General features: G+C 52.6%; 16 protein-coding genes and 1 riboswitch. Of the genes, 8 read left to right on the top strand and 8 right to left on the bottom strand.

The window, feature by feature from the left end; genetic code table 11:
• Positions 1-327 precede the first annotated feature (327 nt).
• A riboswitch (M-box (ykoK) riboswitch) is annotated at positions 328-511 on the top strand.
• A 55-nt stretch (positions 512-566) separates the two neighbouring features.
• Positions 567-1,580, top strand: a complete 1,014-nt coding sequence (locus tag HV302_RS01210) for a magnesium transporter (protein ID WP_046274494.1) — start codon at positions 567-569, stop codon at positions 1,578-1,580.
• A 38-nt stretch (positions 1,581-1,618) separates the two neighbouring features.
• Here the strand turns inward: HV302_RS01210 and HV302_RS01205 are convergent, their stop codons facing one another.
• Positions 1,619-2,812, bottom strand: a complete 1,194-nt coding sequence (locus tag HV302_RS01205) for an NAD(P)/FAD-dependent oxidoreductase (RefSeq protein WP_016154874.1) — start codon at positions 2,810-2,812, stop codon at positions 1,619-1,621.
• A gap of 229 nt (positions 2,813-3,041) precedes the next feature.
• Between HV302_RS01205 and pitA the strand changes: the two genes are divergently transcribed.
• Positions 3,042-4,541 carry an inorganic phosphate transporter PitA gene (gene pitA / locus HV302_RS01200; protein ID WP_016154875.1) on the top strand — a complete coding sequence of 500 codons (1,500 nt, stop codon included), beginning with the start codon at positions 3,042-3,044 and terminating at the stop codon, positions 4,539-4,541.
• 64 nt (positions 4,542-4,605) lie between these two features.
• Here pitA and uspB read toward each other — a convergent pair whose 3' ends face one another.
• Complete coding sequence (uspB, locus tag HV302_RS01195; protein WP_003023371.1) at positions 4,606-4,941, bottom strand: universal stress protein UspB; 336 nt, start codon at positions 4,939-4,941, stop codon at positions 4,606-4,608.
• Positions 4,942-5,334: 393 nt separating this feature from the next.
• Here uspB and uspA point away from each other — a divergent pair, with 393 nt between their 5' ends.
• Complete coding sequence (gene uspA / locus HV302_RS01190; RefSeq protein ID WP_003023368.1) at positions 5,335-5,772, top strand: universal stress protein UspA; 438 nt, start codon at positions 5,335-5,337, stop codon at positions 5,770-5,772.
• A 281-nt stretch (positions 5,773-6,053) separates the two neighbouring features.
• Entirely contained in the window at positions 6,054-7,526 is a 1,473-nt protein-coding gene (gene dtpB, locus HV302_RS01185) for a dipeptide/tripeptide permease DtpB (protein WP_016157689.1), read from the top strand.
• A 199-nt stretch (positions 7,527-7,725) separates the two neighbouring features.
• Here dtpB and HV302_RS01180 read toward each other — a convergent pair whose 3' ends face one another.
• Complete coding sequence (locus HV302_RS01180; RefSeq protein ID WP_016154877.1) at positions 7,726-8,229, bottom strand: RrF2 family transcriptional regulator; 504 nt, start codon at positions 8,227-8,229, stop codon at positions 7,726-7,728.
• 232 nt (positions 8,230-8,461) lie between these two features.
• Here HV302_RS01180 and HV302_RS01175 point away from each other — a divergent pair, with 232 nt between their 5' ends.
• Positions 8,462-9,661 carry an NAD(P)/FAD-dependent oxidoreductase gene (locus HV302_RS01175; protein WP_181626822.1) on the top strand — a complete coding sequence of 400 codons (1,200 nt, stop codon included), beginning with the start codon at positions 8,462-8,464 and terminating at the stop codon, positions 9,659-9,661.
• Positions 9,662-9,705: 44 nt separating this feature from the next.
• Here the strand turns inward: HV302_RS01175 and rsmJ are convergent, their stop codons facing one another.
• Together rsmJ and prlC are read right to left on the bottom strand one after the other, a co-directional pair.
• Complete coding sequence (rsmJ, locus tag HV302_RS01170) at positions 9,706-10,455, bottom strand: 16S rRNA (guanine(1516)-N(2))-methyltransferase RsmJ (protein ID WP_181626821.1); 750 nt, start codon at positions 10,453-10,455, stop codon at positions 9,706-9,708.
• 8 nt (positions 10,456-10,463) lie between these two features.
• Positions 10,464-12,506, bottom strand: a complete 2,043-nt coding sequence (gene prlC / locus HV302_RS01165) for an oligopeptidase A (RefSeq protein ID WP_181626820.1) — start codon at positions 12,504-12,506, stop codon at positions 10,464-10,466.
• Positions 12,507-12,720: 214 nt separating this feature from the next.
• On the opposite strand from prlC, the gene HV302_RS01160 reads away from it, so the two are divergent.
• A complete protein-coding gene (locus HV302_RS01160; RefSeq protein WP_016154881.1) occupies positions 12,721-13,563 on the top strand; it encodes a 23S rRNA (adenine(2030)-N(6))-methyltransferase RlmJ in 843 nt (280 codons plus the stop codon).
• Positions 13,564-13,667: 104 nt separating this feature from the next.
• On the top strand, positions 13,668-15,020 hold the full coding sequence (gene gorA, locus HV302_RS01155) for a glutathione-disulfide reductase (RefSeq protein ID WP_019078096.1): 1,353 nt from the start codon (positions 13,668-13,670) through the stop codon (positions 15,018-15,020).
• Between the two features lie 66 nt (positions 15,021-15,086).
• On the opposite strand, the gene dinQ is transcribed toward gorA, so the two are convergent.
• On the bottom strand, positions 15,087-15,170 hold the full coding sequence (gene dinQ / locus HV302_RS01150) for a damage-inducible type I toxin DinQ (protein ID WP_003837776.1): 84 nt from the start codon (positions 15,168-15,170) through the stop codon (positions 15,087-15,089).
• A gap of 381 nt (positions 15,171-15,551) precedes the next feature.
• Complete coding sequence (locus HV302_RS01145) at positions 15,552-16,946, bottom strand: cytochrome-c peroxidase (RefSeq protein ID WP_181626819.1); 1,395 nt, start codon at positions 16,944-16,946, stop codon at positions 15,552-15,554.
• A 425-nt stretch (positions 16,947-17,371) separates the two neighbouring features.
• On the opposite strand from HV302_RS01145, the gene HV302_RS01140 reads away from it, so the two are divergent.
• Positions 17,372-19,021 (top strand): alpha,alpha-trehalase, encoded by a 1,650-nt coding sequence (locus HV302_RS01140; protein ID WP_103928732.1) that lies wholly within the window; start codon positions 17,372-17,374, stop codon positions 19,019-19,021.
• A gap of 27 nt (positions 19,022-19,048) precedes the next feature.
• Here HV302_RS01140 and HV302_RS01135 read toward each other — a convergent pair whose 3' ends face one another.
• Positions 19,049-20,638, bottom strand: a complete 1,590-nt coding sequence (locus HV302_RS01135; protein WP_094168834.1) for an STY4199 family HEPN domain-containing protein — start codon at positions 20,636-20,638, stop codon at positions 19,049-19,051.
• Positions 20,639-20,729 lie beyond the last annotated feature (91 nt).

Genomic DNA, 20,729 nt, shown 5'->3' with positions numbered 1-20,729 from the left:
GATGAGAAGGAATAAGAAACCATGGCCAGAGAGCGGACAGGCGCTAAGGCAACCTGCGCCGCGCAGGAAGTGAATGACGAAAATGCTGTGAAATCGGGTAGTAATGTTGTCATCATCAGCGTTCCTGGCCGGAAATGAAACACGCATACTCATAACTGCTGTCTATTGAATACTAACACCTGGATTCAATATGTCTATTCGGTTGTAGTTTCCACTTCAGCCCTATCGCGCTCTGGCACAGGGAATATTTCGTATATCAACGATTGATAAACATTCACAACTATAAACATAATCAATAATTAGACATCGCTATAATAGTGGCTCATTTACCGATCTCGTTATGGCGAGGCTCCTGTACAAATACAAGTTACCGCCCTGCTGGTATCGAGAGAGGCCACTCAGGGAAATACAGGCATCCATCGAATCAAGGTGTTGCCAAGGTAACTTCTGACGATTTCACCATCGGACAGATACGTTGTTCAGTGCTAAAACCAGGACGTAGGGATCCGCCTGCGCTAACCCTGTCTTGTTCGCCCCTATGAGAGATTTTTATAGGGAATTACACCATGTCATCTATGCCACTCTGCGCCGCCCATCATCCTATGCCGGATTTCAATGGCGATGCTATCGCGCAATATATGCGCACCGATTTTATTACCCTGCCGGATCATCTCAGCGTGAACGGCGCTCGTGAATACTTTGTCTCCCAGCTCACAACGGATGATATTCCAGGCCAGGTCTTTGTTGTGGCTGGAAAAGCGCTGCGCGGGGTGTTATCCATCAAGCGCTTATTGCAGGAAAAAGATACATCGTTGAGCATCAACCATCTTACGGACAGTTGTTTGTTTCATGTAAAGCCTGATGATGAACGGGCACAGGTCGTTGCCGAGTTAGCCGAACGCGAACTCGATCTGGTGGCTGTCGTTGAGAAAGGTGAGCTGGTCGGTTGTCTGATGGAAAAAGAGATCGCTCATCTACAGGAAGATGATGTTACCGAAGATGTTCAGCTTCAGGGGGCAACGTTGCCGCTGGAAAAACCCTACCTGGAGATTAGCCCGTGGACATTGTGGAAAAAACGTTCTGTCTGGCTCCTGCTACTTTTTGTCGCAGAGGCCTATACCAGCAGCGTTCTTCAACATTTTGAAGAGGCGCTGGAATCTGCTATTGCACTGGCCTTTTTTATTCCACTATTAATTGGTACTGGCGGCAACAGCGGTACGCAGATCACCTCAACGCTGGTACGTTCAATGGCGCTGGGAGAAGTGCGGCTGCGCGATATGGGTCGGGTGATCCGCAAAGAAGTTTCAACTTCGCTGCTGATTGCCCTGACGCTGGGTCTGGCAGGCTGCTTGCGCGCGTGGATGATGGGTATCGGAGTGGAAATCACGCTAATCGTTAGCCTGACGCTGGTTTGCATTACGTTGTGGAGCGCCGTAGTGTCATCAGTGATCCCCATGGTGCTCAAGCGTATCGGCATTGATCCCGCCGTGGTTTCTGCCCCGTTTATCGCCACGCTTATCGACGGTACCGGGTTGATTATCTACTTTAAAATCGCCCAGTATTTTCTTGGTCTGAACTAATGATAACGCCCGGCAGCCCAGGTTGTCGGGCACCACGGTCAGGCAGGTGTCAAATCCTGCGCGCATGCCCAGGCGCTCGACCACGCCCACTGGAAGTTATAGCCACCCAGCCAGCCGGTGACGTCCATGACTTCGCCGATAAAGTAGAGTCCCGGCACTTTGCGCGCTTCCATCGTGCGCGATGACAGCTCGTTGGTATCGACGCCGCCCAACGTGACTTCAGCGGTACGATACCCTTCCGTACCGTTCGGCTGCACCCGCCACTCGGTCAGCGTCTCAACCAGCGTTTGCTGATCGCGCACATTAAGCTGCTTCAGCGAGACATCCGGGATTTGCCCTAACTGCTGTAAACATTCCACCAGACGCTTTGGCAACTGCATTGCCAGGGTGTTCTTTAAGCTTTGATTAGGGTGTGCGCTACGTTGGTCATCGAGGAAGCTCGCGAGGTCAACATCCGGCAACAAATTAATGCTGACAAATTCGCCTGGCTGCCAAAAACTGGAAATCTGCAGCACGGCCGGACCAGAAAGCCCGCGGTGCGTAAAGAGCAGGTTTTCACGAAATACGGTGCCGTCCTCGGCGGTGATAACGGAAGAAACGGATACGCCAGAGAGCACCTGAAGCTGCTCCAGTAGCGGCTTATGTAAGGTGAAAGGCACCAGCCCTGCGCGCGTAGGCAAAACGTTCAGGCCGAACTGTTCCGCAATTTTATAACCAAACGGCGTCGCGCCCAGACCCGGCATAGAGAGACCACCGGAGGCGATAACCAGCTTTTTCGTGCCGACACTCATCCCATTCAATTCCAGGACAAAATCGTCACCATCTCGCTCAACGCTCAGGATTTCGCTACGTAACCGCATAGTTACGTTACCTTTTTCACACTCATCCACCAGCATATCGACAATTTGCTGGGCGGAATCATCGCAGAAAAGCTGGCCTAGCGTTTTTTCATGCCAGGCAATACCGTGCTTACCCACCAGATCGATAAAATCCCACTGTGTATAACGCGCCAGCGCCGATTTGCAAAAATGCGGGTTTTGGCTCAAATACGCAGCCGGCTCGACATAAAGGTTGGTAAAGTTGCAGCGGCCCCCGCCAGACATGAGAATCTTGCGCCCGGGCTTTTTACCATTATCAATTAGCAGTACGCGACTACCTGCTTGTCCTGCCTGCGCGGCACAAAACATACCCGCTGCGCCAGCGCCTATAATAACGGTATCAAACCTTTCCACGTTGCGATCCTCTCTAAAAAGCGGGAGTGAATTGTAAAGATTCCTCAGTGGTCGCACCAGCACCAAACTACCGATAAAGGGTATTTATCTGAAATATATAGGATAATTCTTTAGTGGTGTAAAACAAAGCAGGAGACAAATCAAAAAAACTCTATATTTCACTTTGCCCGCGCCGCCAAAGTCACTGATAATGCGCCGCGTTCATGTCCTCAAAATGGCGTAACGTCCTATGCTACATTTGTTTGCTGGCCTGGATTTACATACCGGGCTTTTACTATTGCTTGCTCTGGCTTTCGTGCTGTTCTACGAAGCAATTAATGGCTTCCATGATACAGCCAATGCTGTCGCAACTGTGATCTATACCCGTGCAATGCGTTCGCAATTGGCGGTGGTCATGGCTGCGGTGTTCAACTTCTTTGGTGTTTTGCTGGGTGGTCTCAGCGTGGCGTATGCCATCGTGCATATGTTACCAACGGATCTGCTGCTTAATATGGGATCGTCACATGGCCTCGCCATGGTATTCTCCATGTTGCTGGCGGCAATTATCTGGAACCTGGGTACCTGGTACTTTGGTCTGCCTGCATCCAGCTCCCACACGCTGATTGGCGCCATTATCGGTATTGGTTTAACCAATGCGCTGATGAACGGCACCTCGGTGGTGGATGCACTTAACATCCCGAAAGTTATCGGTATTTTTGCCTCGCTTATCATCTCACCCATTGTCGGTCTGGTGGTTGCAGGTGGTCTTATTTTCATTCTGCGCCGCTACTGGAGCGGTACGAAAAAACGTGCCCGTATCCACCTGACGCCGGCAGAACGTGAAAAGAAAGACGGAAAGAAAAAGCCGCCGTTCTGGACGCGTATTGCACTGATCCTCTCCGCTATCGGCGTGGCGTTCTCCCACGGCGCGAACGATGGTCAGAAAGGCATTGGTCTGGTGATGCTAGTGCTGATTGGCGTAGCGCCAGCAGGTTTCGTGGTGAATATGAATGCTTCCGGTTACGAAATTACCCGTACCCGTGATGCAATTAATAACGTCGAAGTCTTCTTCCAGCAGCGCCCTGACCTGCTTAAACAGGCCACAGGCGTAGACCAGCTGATTCCGTCCCCGACGGACGCGGCACCAGCGACGCCGACCGAGTTCCATTGCCACCCGGCGAATACCATCAACGCGCTGGAACGTGCGAAAGGTATGTTGGCGAATCTGGAAACCTACGACAAGTTAAGCGTCGAACAGCGTGGTCAGTTGCGCCGTATTATGCTGTGCATCTCTGATACCACCGATAAAGTGGTTAAGCTGCCTGGCGTAAGCGCTGACGATCAGCGTCTGCTGAAGAAACTGAAATCTGACATGCTGAGCACCATTGAGTACGCGCCTATCTGGATCATTATGGCCGTCGCACTGGCGCTGGGTATTGGTACGATGATTGGCTGGCGTCGCGTGGCAACCACCATCGGTGAGAAAATCGGTAAGAAAGGCATGACCTATGCCCAGGGGATGTCGGCGCAGATGACCGCCGCAGTCTCTATCGGTCTTGCCAGCTACACCGGTATGCCCGTTTCCACCACACACGTTCTCTCCTCTTCCGTTGCGGGAACAATGGTTGTTGATGGCGGCGGTTTGCAACGTAAAACGGTGACCAGCATTCTGATGGCCTGGGTCTTCACCCTGCCAGCAGCAATTCTTCTTTCCGGCGGGCTGTACTGGCTCTCCCTGAAGCTTATCTAAGCGAATGCGCGGTAAAAAAGCGGGTCAGGAAACTGGCCCGCTTTTTTTGTATCTGTCATTGGAATCAGTGCCAGATAATCAGCGCAACCATGCTGATTAGCACCAGGCCGCATAGCGCGCTGGTGAGAATGAACTGACCGCGAACCCGCTCACAGCGGCGAATAAATTCATCATCATGATGATCGCGGTAACGCTGAGCGTAGATATACCACACCAGACGCATCTGCTTGTTCGGTTGCCCATGCGAGGTAAAAAAGCCCCCTCCATCTACATACTGGTAAAGCAATGGATCGCAACCACGAAGTACTACTAGCAGTGCGCGTAGCGAAGAAAAATAGCGCGCCATATTAACAATGCAAACGACACATAAAGCCCAGAACAATGCAATGGTGCTTATCATACCCCCTCCCCGGCGACCCGCCCACGGAACTCCTTTCCGGGACTACCGCTCCCCGATACCCTGCCAAACCATTCAGTGAAGAGTACTGAAGAAACCGTTCGTATTAGTATCACGCATTCGAACGCCCCTCTAGATAGTGTAGGAGATTAGTTAATTTTTTTGCCAGAAGGTTAATCGCTATCAATGCAATTAACTAAAAAATTTGTTTAACTGCTTGGCAAGCAAGGCGGATTGACGGATTATTCTGGTCGCTATAATGTAAGGATAGTCCTTATATGGTACGTTTTTACGACTGGGCTAGCCCCGCGCACAAGGTTCGCAGGACGCGGATGACGCGGCGGCAGAGAAACGCCAGCAGGCTAGTCATCGACAACTTATGGAAGGAGTAACACTATGGCTTATAAACACATTCTTATCGCGGTTGATCTTTCTCCGGAAAGCAAAGTTCTGGTTGAAAAAGCGGTCTCTATGGCGCGGCCTTACAATGCTAAAGTTTCCCTTATCCACGTTGACGTAAACTATTCCGACCTGTACACCGGCCTTATCGACGTGAATCTGGGCGACATGCAGAAACGCATTTCTGAAGAAACCCACCACGCGTTAACCGAGCTGTCCACCAACGCAGGCTACCCTATCACCGAAACCCTGAGCGGTAGCGGCGACCTGGGTCAGGTTCTGGTTGATGCCATCAAAAAATACGACATGGATCTGGTCGTTTGTGGTCACCACCAGGATTTCTGGAGCAAACTGATGTCCTCCGCGCGCCAACTGATCAACACCGTCCACGTCGACATGTTGATTGTTCCGCTGCGTGACGACGAAGAAGCATAAAATGCTTGCCGCCGGGAAATAGCCCGGCCTGCTGCAAGTAGTTAAGCCTGTAAACGCCCGCCTGTGCGGGCGTTTTTGTTTTTATCATTCGGACACAATTAGTACATCAATCCAACAAACAAATCATAATTAGTGTGATCAACTAATTGGATCGAAAACCATCTCTATAATACTCTACTCTCGCGGCTAATAGCCGCAGTCTATAACAAAATAAGACTTTTTCGGCGCGTTTAAGCATACGCGTTCATACTTTTCGGGATGGCTTTGAAAGGCGATGGAATATGAATAAAACTGCACCTACGGGCTTGCTGCAGCAACCTCGTCCGTTCTTCATGATCTTCTTTGTAGAATTATGGGAACGATTTGGCTATTACGGCGTTCAGGGCATCCTGGCGGTATTCTTTGTTAAGCAGCTAGGATTTTCACAGGAACAGGCATTTGTCACCTTTGGTGCCTTTGCTGCGCTGGTCTACGGCCTGATCTCGATCGGCGGCTACGTCGGCGACCACCTGTTAGGCACCAAGCGCACGCTGGTTCTCGGTGCCATTGTGCTGGCAATCGGCTACTTCATGACCGGGATGTCGCTGCTCAAGCCCGATCTGATCTTTATTGCTTTGGGTACCATTGCCGTCGGTAACGGGCTGTTTAAAGCCAACCCGGCAAGCCTGTTGTCAAAATGCTATCCACCAAAAGACGCCCGTCTGGACGGTGCTTTCACCCTGTTTTATATGTCGATTAACATCGGTTCGTTGCTGTCGCTGTCGCTGGCGCCGGTGATTGCCGATAAGTTTGGCTACGCGGTGACCTACAACCTGTGCGGAGCCGGGCTTATCGTCGCGCTGCTGGTCTACTTTGCCTGCCGTGGGATGGTAAAAAATATCGGTTCTGAGCCAGACCATAAGCCGCTGAATTTCCGTAATCTGCTGTACGTGCTGGCCGGTACGGTAGTGATGGTATTTGTCTGCGCCTGGCTGATGCACAACGTGCAGATTGCCAACCTGGTGCTGATCGTCTTGTCGATTGCCGTGACTATCATCTTCTTCCGTCAGGCATTCAAACTGGATAAAACCGGGCGCAACAAGATGTTCGTGGCCTTCATCCTGATGCTGGAAGCGGTTGTGTTCTACGTGCTGTACGCGCAGATGCCGACATCGCTGAACTTCTTTGCTATCAATAACGTGCACCATGAAATTCTCGGTTTCGCCATTAACCCAGTGAGCTTCCAGGCGCTGAACCCGTTCTGGGTGGTGCTGGCAAGTCCGGTATTGGCCGCGATCTATACCCGTCTGGGAAACAAAGGCAAAGACCTGACTATGCCGATGAAATTTACGCTCGGTATGTTCCTGTGCTCGTTGGGCTTCCTGACGGCAGCCGCTGCCGGGATGTGGTTTGCGGATGCGCAGGGGCTGACGTCGCCGTGGTTTATCGTGCTGGTATATCTGTTCCAGAGCCTGGGTGAACTGCTGATTAGTGCCCTGGGACTGGCGATGGTCGCCGCTCTCGTGCCGCAGCACCTGATGGGCTTTATTCTCGGGATGTGGTTCCTGACGCAAGCCGCCGCCTTCCTGATGGGCGGGTATGTCGCCACGTTTACTGCCGTACCGGAGAACATCACCGACCCGCTGCAAACGCTGCCTATCTACACCAACGTCTTCAGCAAGATAGGCCTGGTCACCCTGGCTGTCACGGTGGTGATGGCGATTATGGTGCCTTGGCTGAACCGAATGATTAATACGCCAGATAGCAGTAAATAAGCTTTTTTTAACATTAACCGCGAGTCACATCGCGGTTTTTTTGCCTTTTAAGTCCTGCATTGTAAGAGCGTAGTTTATACAAACAGGTCATCATGAATGGACATGACCATGAACGATATTGCGTTGATTAAGACTTCGGTCTTATCACGCCAGCGGAAAGCGCTTCTCACCGAGGATGAGCACCGGGCATTTTCAATCGCTACCCTTTGCGCGCGTTAATCCACTCCTGAACTTCGACCACAAAAGTGTCCGGCGCTTTGCGGTACATTTTGCGCGCCAAATCCAGAATCGTATGCTGACCGAGCGCTTCTTCCATTCGCTGCTGAGCCATATCCATTACCGAGCGCACACCACAAATGCCTTCACAGGCCCACTCCGGCGGATGCTCCTCAAATACCGCCAGCCGCTGGCGAATCTCACGACACTCAAAGATGCGCTTATCGCCATCAATGGCATTCACCACGTCCAGCACCGTAATGTGTTCAGCAGGTTTAGCCAACTGGAAACCGCCGCCCTTTCCCTCAATGCTGCGCACCAGGCCCGCTTTCGACAAACGGGTGAAAATTTTCGCCAGGTAGTCGTACGGCACACTTTGCAGCTCGGCAATTTCCCGCACGCTCATATCCCGCGCGTCGCCCTTGCTGTCGACCATACACATCAGGCTATGAATGCCGTACTCAACCCCGGAACTGTAAAATGCCATTCTCTTATCTCAGCCAAAATGAATCTGAGTTAATTGTAGCTTTTTCGTCTCATTCATTCCAGACAGCAGCACAACCCATATTTATATAAAAACTTTAATCATATATTTATCAAATAGATAATCAAAAACCCTACGACATCAGGACAAAAAGGATCCTGATCGCATTGCAATTCTTAACTACGACAAATAAAATCCGAGTAAATTATTCGTAGTCACCAGAGAGAACCCCCCAATGCGTAAACGAATTCTGATCGTGGGCGCCGGCTTTGCCGGTATGTGGGCAGCATTAAGCGCCGCACGACTGGCGGATAAATATCAGCAGGCCATTGATATTACAGTAATTGCACCACAGCCAGAGCTGCGTGTCCGCCCACGCTTTTATGAACGCGCCGTACAAACCCTGGTCGCCCCGCTGCAACCCTTGTTTGACGTTACCGGCGTCAACTTCCTGCAAGGTCACGTCGAGCAGATCATCCCGGACTCTAAAGAGGTGAGCTGGAAAGATGCCAACGGTGAAATTCATCTGCGCCGCTACGACCGCCTGGTACTCGCCAGCGGGAGTCACGTTAACCGCGACGCCGTTGTCGGTGCAGCCGAGCATGCGTTTGACCTCGACCAGCTCGAGAGCGCCACCGCACTGGAGCAGCACATTACAGACCTGGCATTACAGCCGGAAAGTGATACTCGCAATACGGTGGTGGTCTGTGGCGGCGGCTTTACCGGGATTGAGATGGCGCTGGAATTACCTGGTCGTCTGCGTGAGATTCTGGGTGCCGATGCTAAGACCAGAGTGGTCGTAGTTGAACGCGGTGCTCAGCCTGCCGGGCGCTGGAGCCAGGAATTACGCGACGTGATAATCGAAGCCTCCGCTGAACTGGGCATCGAATGGTTGGTAAATGCAGAAGTAGAAAGCGTGGATGCCGGCGGCGTAACGCTGAAAGATGGGCAGGTTATTGCCTCTCAGACAGTTATCTGGACCGTCGGCGTGCAGGCCAATAGCCTGACAGCACAGATTAACGCCCCGCGCGATCGACAGGGCCGCCTGCATGTGAATGCCAATCTGCAGGTCGTGGGTCATGATGATATCTACGCCACTGGCGATGTGGCCTACGCCGCCACCGATGACAAAGGCAACCATGCGTTAATGACCTGCCAGCACGCTATTTTGTTGGGTAAATTTGCCGGTAATAACGCCGCTGCAAGCCTGCTAGGAGTAGAACCTTCACCGTACCGTCAGGAGATGTACGTCACCTGTCTGGATCTCGGCGCGTGGGGCGCGGTGTATACCGAAGGATGGGATCAGCAGGTCAAACTCACTCGCGCAGAAGCGAAGAAACTGAAAGTATCGATTGTCAGTGAACTGATTTATCCGCCGAAAGCGGAAAGAGCCGTCGCATTTGAGATGGCTGACCCATACGCACCGTTTGTTTAAGCAGTAATGCCGGATAGCGGCTAACGCCTTATCCGGCCTACAAACTACGCGGTCCCCGCGTAAATATCAAACCGATGCCCTTTCGTAACTACCGCGTTCGGCGTGGCGACATCCGCCAGCGGCGGTGCGTAATCCGGGCGCTTCACTACCACACGTTTAGTGGCTAACTGACGCGCAGGCTCCAGCAGCCCATCCGCATCCAGGTCCGGCCCCACCAACGACTGAAACACGCGCATCTCTTTTTTCACCAGCGCGCTTTTCTGCTTATGCGGGAACATCGGGTCGAGGTACACCACCTGCGGACGCGGGGTGATATCGGTTAACGCCGTCAGGCTTGAGGCGTGGATCAGTTGTAAACGTTCCTGCAGCCACGGACCGATTTCCAGGTCAGCATACCCTCGCGCCAGGCCATCATCCAACAGAGCTGCAACGACCGGGTTACGTTCCAGCATTCGCACGCGGCAGCCTACTGAGGCCAGCACAAACGCATCGCGCCCCAGCCCTGCAGTCGCATCAACCACATCCGGCAGGTAATCGCCTTTAATGCCAACCGCCTTCGCCACCGCTTCGCCGCGACCACCGCCAAATTTGCGCCGATGGGCCATCGCACCGCCAACGAAATCCACGAAGATACCGCCGAGTTTGGGCTCATCACGTTTGCGCAGTTCCAGATGTTCCGGTGTCATCACCAGCGCCATCAGGTTATCTTCATCGTGCGTAAGATTCCAGCGGGCGGCAAGAACAGATAAGGCGCCGTCTCCGGCGCCTGTTTCATCTACTAAGCAGATTTTCACGTGAATAATCAGCCTTTAATCCCGTAATGCTCCAGCATTGCATCCAGTTGCGGCTCACGGCCACGGAAGCGCTTGAACAGTTCCATCGGCTCTTCAGAACCACCACGGGTGAGAATGTTATCGAGGAACGATTGTCCGGTTTGACGGTTGAAAATCCCTTCATCTTCAAAGCGAGAGAATGCATCCGCCGCCAGCACGTCGGCCCACAGGTAGCTGTAGTAACCCGCCGCATAGCCACCAGCAAAAATGTGGCTGAAGGCATGCGGGAAGCGGCCCCACGTTGGGCCCGGCACCACGGCGACCTGCTTTTTAATTTCTGCCAGCGTTTCGAGGATTTTCGCCCCTTGCTGTGGGTTAAACTCCGCGTGCAGACGGAAATCAAACAGGCCAAACTCCAGTTGACGCAGAATAAACAGTGCCGCCTGGTAATTTTTCGCCGCCAGCATTTTATCCAGCAGCTCCTTGGGCAGCGGCTCACCGGTCTCAAAGTGACCAGAGATAAATGCCAGCGCTTCGGGCTCCCAGCACCAGTTTTCCATAAACTGGCTCGGCAGTTCGACCGCATCCCACGGCACGCCGTTGATACCTGAAACACCGGCAGTTTCGATACGGGTCAGCATATGGTGCAGACCGTGGCCGAACTCGTGGAACAGGGTGATCACTTCATCGTGGGTAAACAGCGCGGGTTTGCCGTTCACCGGGCGGTTAAAGTTACAGGTCAGGTAGGCAACAGGCTTTTGCAGCGTACCGTCGGCTTTACGCATCTGGCCGACGCAGTCGTCCATCCACGCCCCGCCACGTTTATGTTCACGGGCATACAGGTCAAGATAGAAACTGCCGCGCAGTTCGTTGTTTTCGTCATACAGTTCGAAGAAACGTACTTCCGGGTGCCAGACGTCAACATCAGTGCGCTCTTTAGCGGTAATGCCGTAAATACGTTTAACCACTTCAAACAGGCCGCTAACGGCTTTGTTTTCCGGGAAGTATGGACGCAGCTGCTCGTCGCTGATGCTATAGAGGTGCTGTTTTTGTTTCTCGCTGTAGTAAGCGATATCCCACGGCTGCAGTTCATCGACACCAAATTCTGCTTTCGCGAAGGCGCGCAGTTGAGCCAGCTCTTTCTCACCCTGAGGACGGGCACGTTTCGCCAGGTCGGTAAGGAAGTCGAGTACCTGCTGCGGGTTTTCCGCCATTTTGGTGGACAGAGATTTAAAAGCGTAGCTTTCAAAGCCCAGCAGCTGTGCCAGCTCGTGGCGCAGCGCGAGGATCTCTTCCATTATCGGGCTGTTGTCCCATTTACCAGCGTTTGGCCCCTGGTCAGACGCGCGAGTGGAGTAAGCGCGATACATCTCCTCACGCAGCCCCTGGTTATCACAGTAGGTCATCACCGGCAGGTAGCTTGGGATATCCAGCGTTAACAGGAAGCCTTCCTGCTGTTTAGCATCAGCCTGGGCTTTTGCAGCCGCCAGCGCGCTTTCCGGCATGCCGGAGAGTTCCGCTTCATCAGTCACCAGCTTAGTCCAGCCCATCGTGGCATCGAGGACGTTATTGCTGTAGAGATTGCCCAGCTCAGACAGGCGTGTGGCAATCTCACCATAGCGCAGCTGTTTTTCCTTCGGCAGACCAATACCAGAAAGCTCAAAATCGCGCAGCGCGTTATCGACCGCTTTTTTCTGTGCGGTGTTCAGGGTGGCGTAATGATCGCCGTCACGCAGGTCGCGGTACGCTTTGTACAGACCTTCATGTTGTCCAACCCAGGTGCTGTATTCAGACAGCAGCGGCAGCGTTTGTTCGTAGGCTTCGCGCAATTCCGGGCTGTTTTTCACCGAGTTCAGGTGGCTAACCGGAGAGAAAATACGCCCCAGCACATCGTCAACTTCCGCCAACGGCTGGCAAAGATTTTCCCAGGTGTACGGCGCGCCCTGCGCAACCACTCGTTCAACGTTTTCGCGGCAATCGTTCAGCGCCTTAGTCACGGCAGGCACGACGTGCTCAGGCTGAATTTTAGAAAATGGCGGCAGTTCGAAGGGGGTCAGCAATGGATTGGTCATTAGCGCGGTCCTGTTGAAAAGAGTGAATGAAGCGCGTATCCGGCGCTGTGCATATTAATTTGTACAATGGGGTTAAGTGTAGAGGATTTCAATGCCAGGCGTTGCGCTTTCGCGGCAGTGACGACTTTTCTGTATACTGTGGCGATACGCTTTATTTTCGCCCGATATTGCGCTGTTTTCGGGCCTACGTTTATAACCTGGAACACGTTTACCCATGCTGAGTTATCGCCACAGTTATCACGCTGGCAACCACGCCGACGTCCTTAAACACACCGTCCAGAGCCTGATCATCGAATCGCTTAAAGAGAAAGAAAAACCGTTTCTCTATTTGGATACCCATGCTGGCGCAGGCCGTTATCAGCTGAGCAGTGAGCATGCCGAACGTACCGGTGAATATCTGGAAGGGATCGCCCGTATCTGGCAGCAGGACGATTTGCCTGCTGAACTGGAACCCTACATTGGCGTGGTGAAGCACTTCAACCGTAGCGGCCAGTTGCGCTATTACCCCGGCTCTCCGTTAATTGCTCGCCAGCTGCTGCGAGAACAGGACAGCCTGCAATTAACGGAACTGCACCCGAGCGACTTTCCTTTGCTGCGCGGCGAATTCCAGAAAGATGAGCGCGCACGCGTGGCCAAAGCCGATGGTTATCAGCAGCTAAAAGCAAAATTACCGCCGGTTTCCCGTCGCGGGCTGATCCTTATCGATCCCCCCTACGAAATCAAAAGCGACTACCAGGCGGTGGTGACCGGTATTAACGAAGGCTATAAGCGTTTCGCAACCGGCACCTATGCGCTGTGGTATCCGGTAGTTCTGCGCCAGCAAATCAAACGCATGATCCACGACCTGGAAGACACCGGTATCCGCAAAATTCTGCAGATTGAGTTGGCGGTGCGCCCGGACAGCGATCAGCGCGGCATGACGGCGTCCGGTATGATTGTAATAAACCCGCCGTGGAAGCTGGAGCAGCAGATGAACAGTGTCCTGCCGTGGTTGCACAGCAAACTGGTTCCGGCAGGAACCGGTCATACGTCGGTAAGCTGGATCGTGCCGGAGTAATCGCAGTCATCGGTGGAACCTTTTAATTTCAGGTATACAATCGCGAATATTTTGGCGGATGGCGTAACGCTTCTCCGCCCTACAATGAACATGAAGGAGCGGTCATGACCAAGCACTATGATTACATCGCTATTGGCGGCGGCAGCGGTGGTATTGCCTCCATTAACCGTGCAGCAATGTACGGCCAGAAATGCGCGCTGATTGAAGCTAAAGAGCTAGGCGGCACCTGCGTTAACGTTGGCTGCGTACCGAAAAAAGTGATGTGGCATGCCGCACAGGTCCGCGAAGCAATCCACATGTACGGGCCGGATTACGGTTTCGACACCACCATCAATAAGTTCGATTGGGATAAACTGATCGCCACGCGTACCGCTTATATTGATCGCATTCATACCTCGTACGACAACGTGCTGGGCAAAAATAATGTCGATGTGATTAAAGGCTTTGCCCGCTTTGTGGATGCCAAAACCATTGAAGTGAACGGTGAAACCATTACTGCCGATCATATTTTGATTGCTACCGGTGGTCGCCCGAGCCATCCGAGCATTCCGGGTGTGGAATACGGTATCGACTCCGACGGTTTCTTTGAGCTGCCCGCGCTGCCAAAACGCGTAGCCGTTGTTGGCGCAGGCTACATCGCCGTTGAACTGGCGGGCGTAATTAACGGTCTGGGTGCACAAACGCATCTGTTCGTGCGTAAACACGCGCCGCTGCGCAGCTTCGACCCAATGATCGTCGACACGCTGGTTGAGGTGATGAACGCCGAAGGCCCGGCTCTGCATACTCACGCGATTCCAAAAGCGGTCGTTAAAAACGCTGATGGTAGCCTGACCCTGCAACTGGAAGATGGTCGTAGCGAAACGGTAGATTGCCTGATTTGGGCGATCGGTCGTGAACCTGCCACCGACAACTTCAACCTGGCGGTTACTGGCGTGAAAACCAACGAAAAAGGCTACATCGTCGTTGATAAATTCCAGAACACCAGCGTGCCGGGTATTTATGCCGTCGGCGATAACACCGGGGCCGTTGAGCTGACGCCGGTTGCCGTTGCCGCGGGCCGCCGTCTGTCCGAGCGTCTGTTTAACAACAAGCCGGACGAGCATCTGGACTACAGCAACATCCCGACCGTGGTCTTCAGCCATCCGCCTATTGGTACCGTGGGCCTGACCGAGCAGCAGGCTCGCGAACAGCACGGCGATGATCAGGTGAAAGTGTATAAATCATCGTTTACCGCGATGTATACCGCTGTCACCACCCACCGTCAGCCGTGCCGCATGAAGCTGGTTTGCGTCGGTCCGGAAGAGAAGATTGTCGGTATTCACGGCATTGGTTTTGGGATGGATGAAATGCTGCAAGGCTTCGCGGTCGCTCTGAAAATGGGCGCAACCAAGAAAGACTTTGATAACACCGTTGCCATTCACCCAACGGCATCTGAAGAGTTTGTCACCATGCGTTAATCGCGCTTCAGGAATGTTAAAGGGCAAAGAGGGGTTAGCTCTTTGCCCTTAGTTACGTTTCCGCTATCAGTTCAGCAGTTGCAGCAGATAGCGGATCAGCTCCAGCAACGCGATTAACGCTCCCAGAACGATGATTGCTTTATCAATCACCCGTTTTCTCCATCAGATGGAGTGAGAATGCATCCGCTTACTCATCCATTGCCTGTCACGGCGCATGTCCCAGTGTTAGATGATGGAACTCTCACTCCGGCCAGAGCATCGGCCAACGGCACCACCCGTACAGCCGATCAGGACTTAGAAAGCGTTTAGCGCGCGTCCGGAATGAAAATGCTTCAGAGCTAACTGGATAAGTATACAGTTGTTTTAATCAAAACAACCAGCGTATTCTTGCAATACTACCGGTAAGGTAATACGATTGAAGCGTTAGATGATGGAACTCTCACTTCGGCCAGAACCACCAACTCGGGCTGAAGCGTAAAAAAACCGACGTGAAGTCGGTTTTTTTACGTCCGAATCTGGACCACAGAGAAATTATTTACCCTGCATATACGGTGTATATACCCCATTAAGGCTTTCGAGGAATGCCACGATATCGTCGATATCTTCCTGCGGCAGTTCTTTACCCACTTGATAACGCAGCATCAGTTTTACCGCGCCGTCGAGCGTAGGCACATCACCGCGATGGAAATAGGGCGCAGTCAGCGCAACGTTACGCAATCCAGGGACTTTCTGACGCAGCTTGTCACGTAATTCATTGGTGACGTTCATGCGGCCAATATCTGCAGCAGTGACCTCGCCGAAATTAAAGTCCTTTTTCAGCCCCAATGGCTCAAATGAACGTCCGCCTAAAATAATACCGCCATGACAGGTCGCGCACTTATTATCTTTAAACAACTGATAGCCATGTTTTTGCTGAGCGGTTAAGGCCGCTTCATCACCACGCAGCCATTTATCAAACGGCGAATTTGGCGTAATCAGCGTTTTCTCAAACTCAGCAATCGCATCGGTAATATTATCCCCACTGAATCCCTGCGGATAAACGGCAATGAACTCTTGCTTAAGCTGCTGATCCTTGTCCAGTTTCTGGATAATTTCATCCCAGGATTTAGACGCCATTTCGATAGGGTTCAACGGTGGACCACCGGCCTGCGCCTGCAATGTTGGCGCACGGCCATCCCAGAATTGCTCAACGTTAAAGACCGAGTTAAATACCGTTGGCGCATTGATAGGGCCAACCGCGCCGCCTACACCGATTGACGTTTTCCGGCCATCCACGCCGCCCGCATTCAGGGCGTGACAGTGCGCGCAAGAAATCGTGCTATCGCCGGAAATACGCGGGTCATGGTAAAGCGTAAAACCAAGCGCTACTTTGCGGGCATCGGTCGGGATGCTTTCCGGTATCGGCTGTACAGGTTCATTACGATGCTGCGTGGCAGTATCGTTACTGGCGTAGTACTGCTCACGCTGTTTCGCAATCCAGCCCAGGATCTCTGCTCGCTCCGTATCGCTTACCTTGCCAGCCCAGTGCAATGCGGTATAACGCGTCGGCGGCATGGTCTCGTACTGCATCACCCACTCAATTTTATTCAGATCGCTTTGCGAAACGGGTTTATCCGCGACCAGCGCCGCACGAACGGCCTCCAGATTGAATGATTTGTATCCCAGTTGAATATCGTAATTCATCAACTGCTTAGCGACGGGAAAAGAAGAATAGAAAGGTAATTCAGCCGAAGGAGTGTGACAATAATCGCATCCTTTTTCACGTAAGAACCCTAGTACTTTATTATTTTCTTCCAGCGTAGAGGCCTGAACATCAGCCTGTTTACTCCGTTGATTATCGTGATACCACACATAACCGGATAATCCAAAATAACAAATCGCGACGCCAGCTATGGCAATCACGGTAAGACGGGTAATGATTTTCATTATTTTACCCTCACCGTTGTGAGTTATTGTTACCCAGAAAATTAGAATAATTAATAGACAGTCTTTGTCAGACCTGACCATCATAGGAAATGAGGGGATTACTATTTTGATAAGTATCAAGCAATTACATGGAGGAGAACTATCGATAGAATAGCCTGTGCCTATTATAGAGTTAAACGTTACCAGGTTGTGTTCACACCTCGTTGCAATCGAATGTTCTGAAAATGGAATATCCTCAGGTTGTGCAGAATTCGGAATTCTGCATTATTTTCATTGGGATAGATTTATTTTTTGGATATTGCGCAGCACTAAAATGTGATCGACCGCACGCTTTACTCACCAGATACCGAAGCGAATGTCTACGCTTATTTGACGAGCGGGCAATAGCCTTAATCTTTCAACGTCCATCGGAGGTCTTTCGCATTATGCTCAACCAGAAACTACCCCACGCCCCTTCTGAAGAAATGACGATCGACATCGATCTGCTTTATGAAATGGATCCGTGCGAGTTAAAGCTGGATGAAATGATTGAGGCGGAGCCTGAACCAGAGATGATTGAAGGGTTACCCGCCTCAGATGCGTTAACTCCCGCCGATCGTTACCTCGAGCTGTTCGAACACGTTCAGTCGTCGAAACTGTTTGCCGATAGCAAAACCTTCCCCGACTGTGCACCGAAAATGGATCCGCTGGATATTTTGATCCGCTATCGCAAGGTTAAACGCCACCGCGATTTTGATCTGCGACGCTTCGTCGAGAACCACTTCTGGCTCCCGGAAACGCCCTCCAGTGAATATGTTTCTGACCCGGAAAATTCGCTGAAAGAGCATATCGATCAACTGTGGCCGGTGCTGACGCGCGAACCACAGGACCACATTCCCTGGTCCTCGCTGCTGGCGTTACCGCAGTCATATATTGTGCCCGGCGGACGTTTTAGTGAAACCTACTACTGGGATTCCTACTTCACCATGCTGGGTCTGGCGGAGAGCGGTCGCGAAGATCTGCTGAAATGTATGGCGGACAACTTTGCCTGGATGATTGAAAACTATGGTCATATCCCGAACGGTAACCGTACTTACTACCTGAGTCGCTCGCAGCCGCCGGTCTTTGCGCTGATGGTCGAACTGTTTGAAGAGGATGGCGTACGCGGCGCGCGTCGTTACCTTGATCATCTAAAAATGGAGTACGCGTTCTGGATGGATGGCGCAGATTCCCTGGTACTCAACCAAGCCTACCGTCACGTGATCAGAATGTCGGACGGCTCCCTGCTCAACCGCTATTGGGACGATCGTGATACGCCGCGCGATGAGTCGTGGCTTGAAGACGTCGAAACCGCCAAGCATTCGGGTCGACCACCCAATGAAGTGTATCGGGATTTGCGCGCGGGCGCGGCCTCCGGCTGGGATTACTCCTCGCGCTGGCTACGCGATGCAGGCCGTCTTGCCAGCATACGCACCACTCAGTTCATCCCTATTGATCTGAACGCGTTCCTCTACAAGCTGGAGAGCACTATCGCCAATATTTCCGCACTGAAAGGCGACAAAGGCACTGAAGCGCAGTTTCGCCAGAAAGCCAATGACCGCCGCGATGCGGTGAATCGCTATCTCTGGGACGATGAAAACGGCTGCTATCGCGATTACGACTGGCGGCGCGAACAAATGGCCCTGTTCTCTGCCGCCAGTATTGTGCCGCTGTATGTCGGCATGGCAACGCATGAACAAGCCGACCGACTTGCCAATGCGGTCCGCAGTCGCCTGCTTACCCCCGGAGGGATTTTAGCCACGGAGCATGAAACGGGTGAGCAATGGGATAAACCCAACGGCTGGGCGCCGCTGCAGTGGATGGCGATCCAAGGTTTCAAACTTTACGGCGACGACCATCTCGGGGATGAAATCGCCCGTAACTGGTTGAAAACGGTGAATCTCTTTTATCAGGAACACCACAAGCTTATCGAAAAATACCACATCGCCGACGCCGCGCCGCGCGAAGGCGGCGGCGGAGAATATCCGTTACAGGACGGCTTTGGCTGGACCAATGGCGTGGTGCGCCGACTCATCGGTCTGTATGGCGAACCCTAGCAGCTGACGGTCTGAATTATCAGACCGTCAGTTAATCGCATCGTACAGTTCGGCGTGAATTTTCTGCCATTTCTTGTTCTCTGGGCTTGGCTGCGCGCGAACGCGTAGCTCGGCCTGTTCAAGGTCATACTGCTGACGCGCGACAACCGCCGGCACCGAGCAAAAACTTTGCAGATAGCTTTTATGCAGCGATGTGAGTGACGCCCCATTCGCCATCGCATGGCTGACCGTGGTCATAAACTGCCGACATGGCTTACTCTCACTCATCTGCGAAGGGTAACGCAGCAGCAGCCTCAACACCTCGGTATTGCCTGCCGAGAATGCCTGCTCCGTCCACGCCAGCTTCCAGTCCATCCCGCCCTGCAGGAAAAGTGACGTCACACGGGTGTCGTTGCGCTCGATAGCCGCGCGCATGTTAAAGGCATCCCAGGTGATGCCCATTCGGGTCACCGACTCCCGCGCACCAGGGGCATCACGCCGTGGCTCCTCCTGCACGATTTCAACAGATTGCCCGGAAGACGCTTGTGGCGCTGGCGAAGTGAATAACCAGAACGCGCCCAGCGAAATCACCAGCACCATCACACCGACCGCTACCCACAACATGCCGGAAATCAGCTGTTCACGTTCTTCCGCCGTGCGCCTGGCCCGCTTCTCCGGCGGATCGATACTGTCTGCGATTTCCTGTTTATCGCCCCCCGCCTGCTCGTCTTTTTGCTTTGCGCTTTCCCAAAACTGGCGAACCATCGCCTCATCGGACTCCATATACGACGCAGGATTAATGCGCGTACGCCGTTCTTCAAATGCCCGCTGCACAGAGTGAGTAATCTGTCGGTACTGGCAATCCAGCAACAGCAGTTGTACTGAGGTTAGCGGTTGCTGCGCGATAACGCAGTTACGGGCCAGGCGGCAGTCATCCAGGAACATCCTCAGCGTGATACGTGGCTCAACAAACGACATGAGCACCGAGGTATCGTTAAAAATCTCGCTAAAATGCCGAACGAATAACTTCTTATCGACAACCATCAGCGCCAGTTCGCTAAACATCATGCCGTCCAGCGCATCCCGACTTTCCCCCAGCTTTAACCAGCGACGCAGACGTTCACCGCCAAAGTGCTGTTTCAGGAAGCTGTTGAGCGGATGTTGATCCGGCCATACCCGCGCAATCAGGGATTTGAGGGTTAATTCTATTGCGCGAAGCTGACGCTGCGCCCGCATCTGCGCATCCGGCTCTGCACGTTCAATCTCGGTTGGATACTTCAGGAGGGGCTGTTGCTGGCGCAACTGTTCCAGAGAAGCGACAAAGCGCAGCGCAGAAATCAGCTGGTTTTCACTGACGTCCTGGCCATTTTCATATTGCGGCACGCTCTGCTGAAGATGGCGTAGCCGCAACGTGAACTGACTCAATTGCGCGTCATTCATCTGCAACCGCCTGGCGACAACACCCCAACCTCCCAGATTCAATCGAGCCTGGTCAAGCTGCTCAAGAAACCAGCGTGGATCTTTACCCTCTGCGACGCGCACGCCAAGCATCAGTAAAATTTCTACCGAGGCTTGCCGGATTATCCCCAAACAATGTTCGAATGGTGTACATGTCGCCTGTAACGCGCTATTGGTCATTATCTTCCCTAAAAGGACCCAAAAAGTGCGGCCTCACAATGGTGTGTAGTTATCTTTTTTAAATGCAGCGCTGTGCCGCCACAGACTAAAA

This window comes from Citrobacter sp. RHBSTW-00859 (genome assembly GCF_013729795.1).
Taxonomy (GTDB): Bacteria; Pseudomonadota; Gammaproteobacteria; order Enterobacterales; family Enterobacteriaceae; genus Citrobacter; species Citrobacter braakii.
This window is presented reverse-complemented; position numbering and strand designations above follow the sequence as displayed.

Excerpts from the sequence above, each read along its gene's own strand:
- HV302_RS01140 (WP_103928732.1), top strand. The coding sequence starts at position 17,372 with ATGCTCAACCAGAAACTACCCCACGCCCCTTCTGAAGAAATGACGATC.
- HV302_RS01135 (WP_094168834.1), bottom strand. The coding sequence starts at position 20,638 with ATGACCAATAGCGCGTTACAGGCGACATGTACACCATTCGAACATTGT.
- HV302_RS01210 (WP_046274494.1), top strand. The coding sequence starts at position 567 with ATGTCATCTATGCCACTCTGCGCCGCCCATCATCCTATGCCGGATTTC.
- dtpB (WP_016157689.1), top strand. The coding sequence starts at position 6,054 with ATGAATAAAACTGCACCTACGGGCTTGCTGCAGCAACCTCGTCCGTTC.
- pitA (WP_016154875.1), top strand. The coding sequence starts at position 3,042 with ATGCTACATTTGTTTGCTGGCCTGGATTTACATACCGGGCTTTTACTA.
- uspB (WP_003023371.1), bottom strand. The coding sequence starts at position 4,941 with ATGATAAGCACCATTGCATTGTTCTGGGCTTTATGTGTCGTTTGCATT.
- HV302_RS01180 (WP_016154877.1), bottom strand. The coding sequence starts at position 8,229 with ATGGCATTTTACAGTTCCGGGGTTGAGTACGGCATTCATAGCCTGATG.
- uspA (WP_003023368.1), top strand. The coding sequence starts at position 5,335 with ATGGCTTATAAACACATTCTTATCGCGGTTGATCTTTCTCCGGAAAGC.
- HV302_RS01160 (WP_016154881.1), top strand. The coding sequence starts at position 12,721 with ATGCTGAGTTATCGCCACAGTTATCACGCTGGCAACCACGCCGACGTC.
- HV302_RS01175 (WP_181626822.1), top strand. The coding sequence starts at position 8,462 with ATGCGTAAACGAATTCTGATCGTGGGCGCCGGCTTTGCCGGTATGTGG.
- gorA (WP_019078096.1), top strand. The coding sequence starts at position 13,668 with ATGACCAAGCACTATGATTACATCGCTATTGGCGGCGGCAGCGGTGGT.
- HV302_RS01145 (WP_181626819.1), bottom strand. The coding sequence starts at position 16,946 with ATGAAAATCATTACCCGTCTTACCGTGATTGCCATAGCTGGCGTCGCG.
- prlC (WP_181626820.1), bottom strand. The coding sequence starts at position 12,506 with ATGACCAATCCATTGCTGACCCCCTTCGAACTGCCGCCATTTTCTAAA.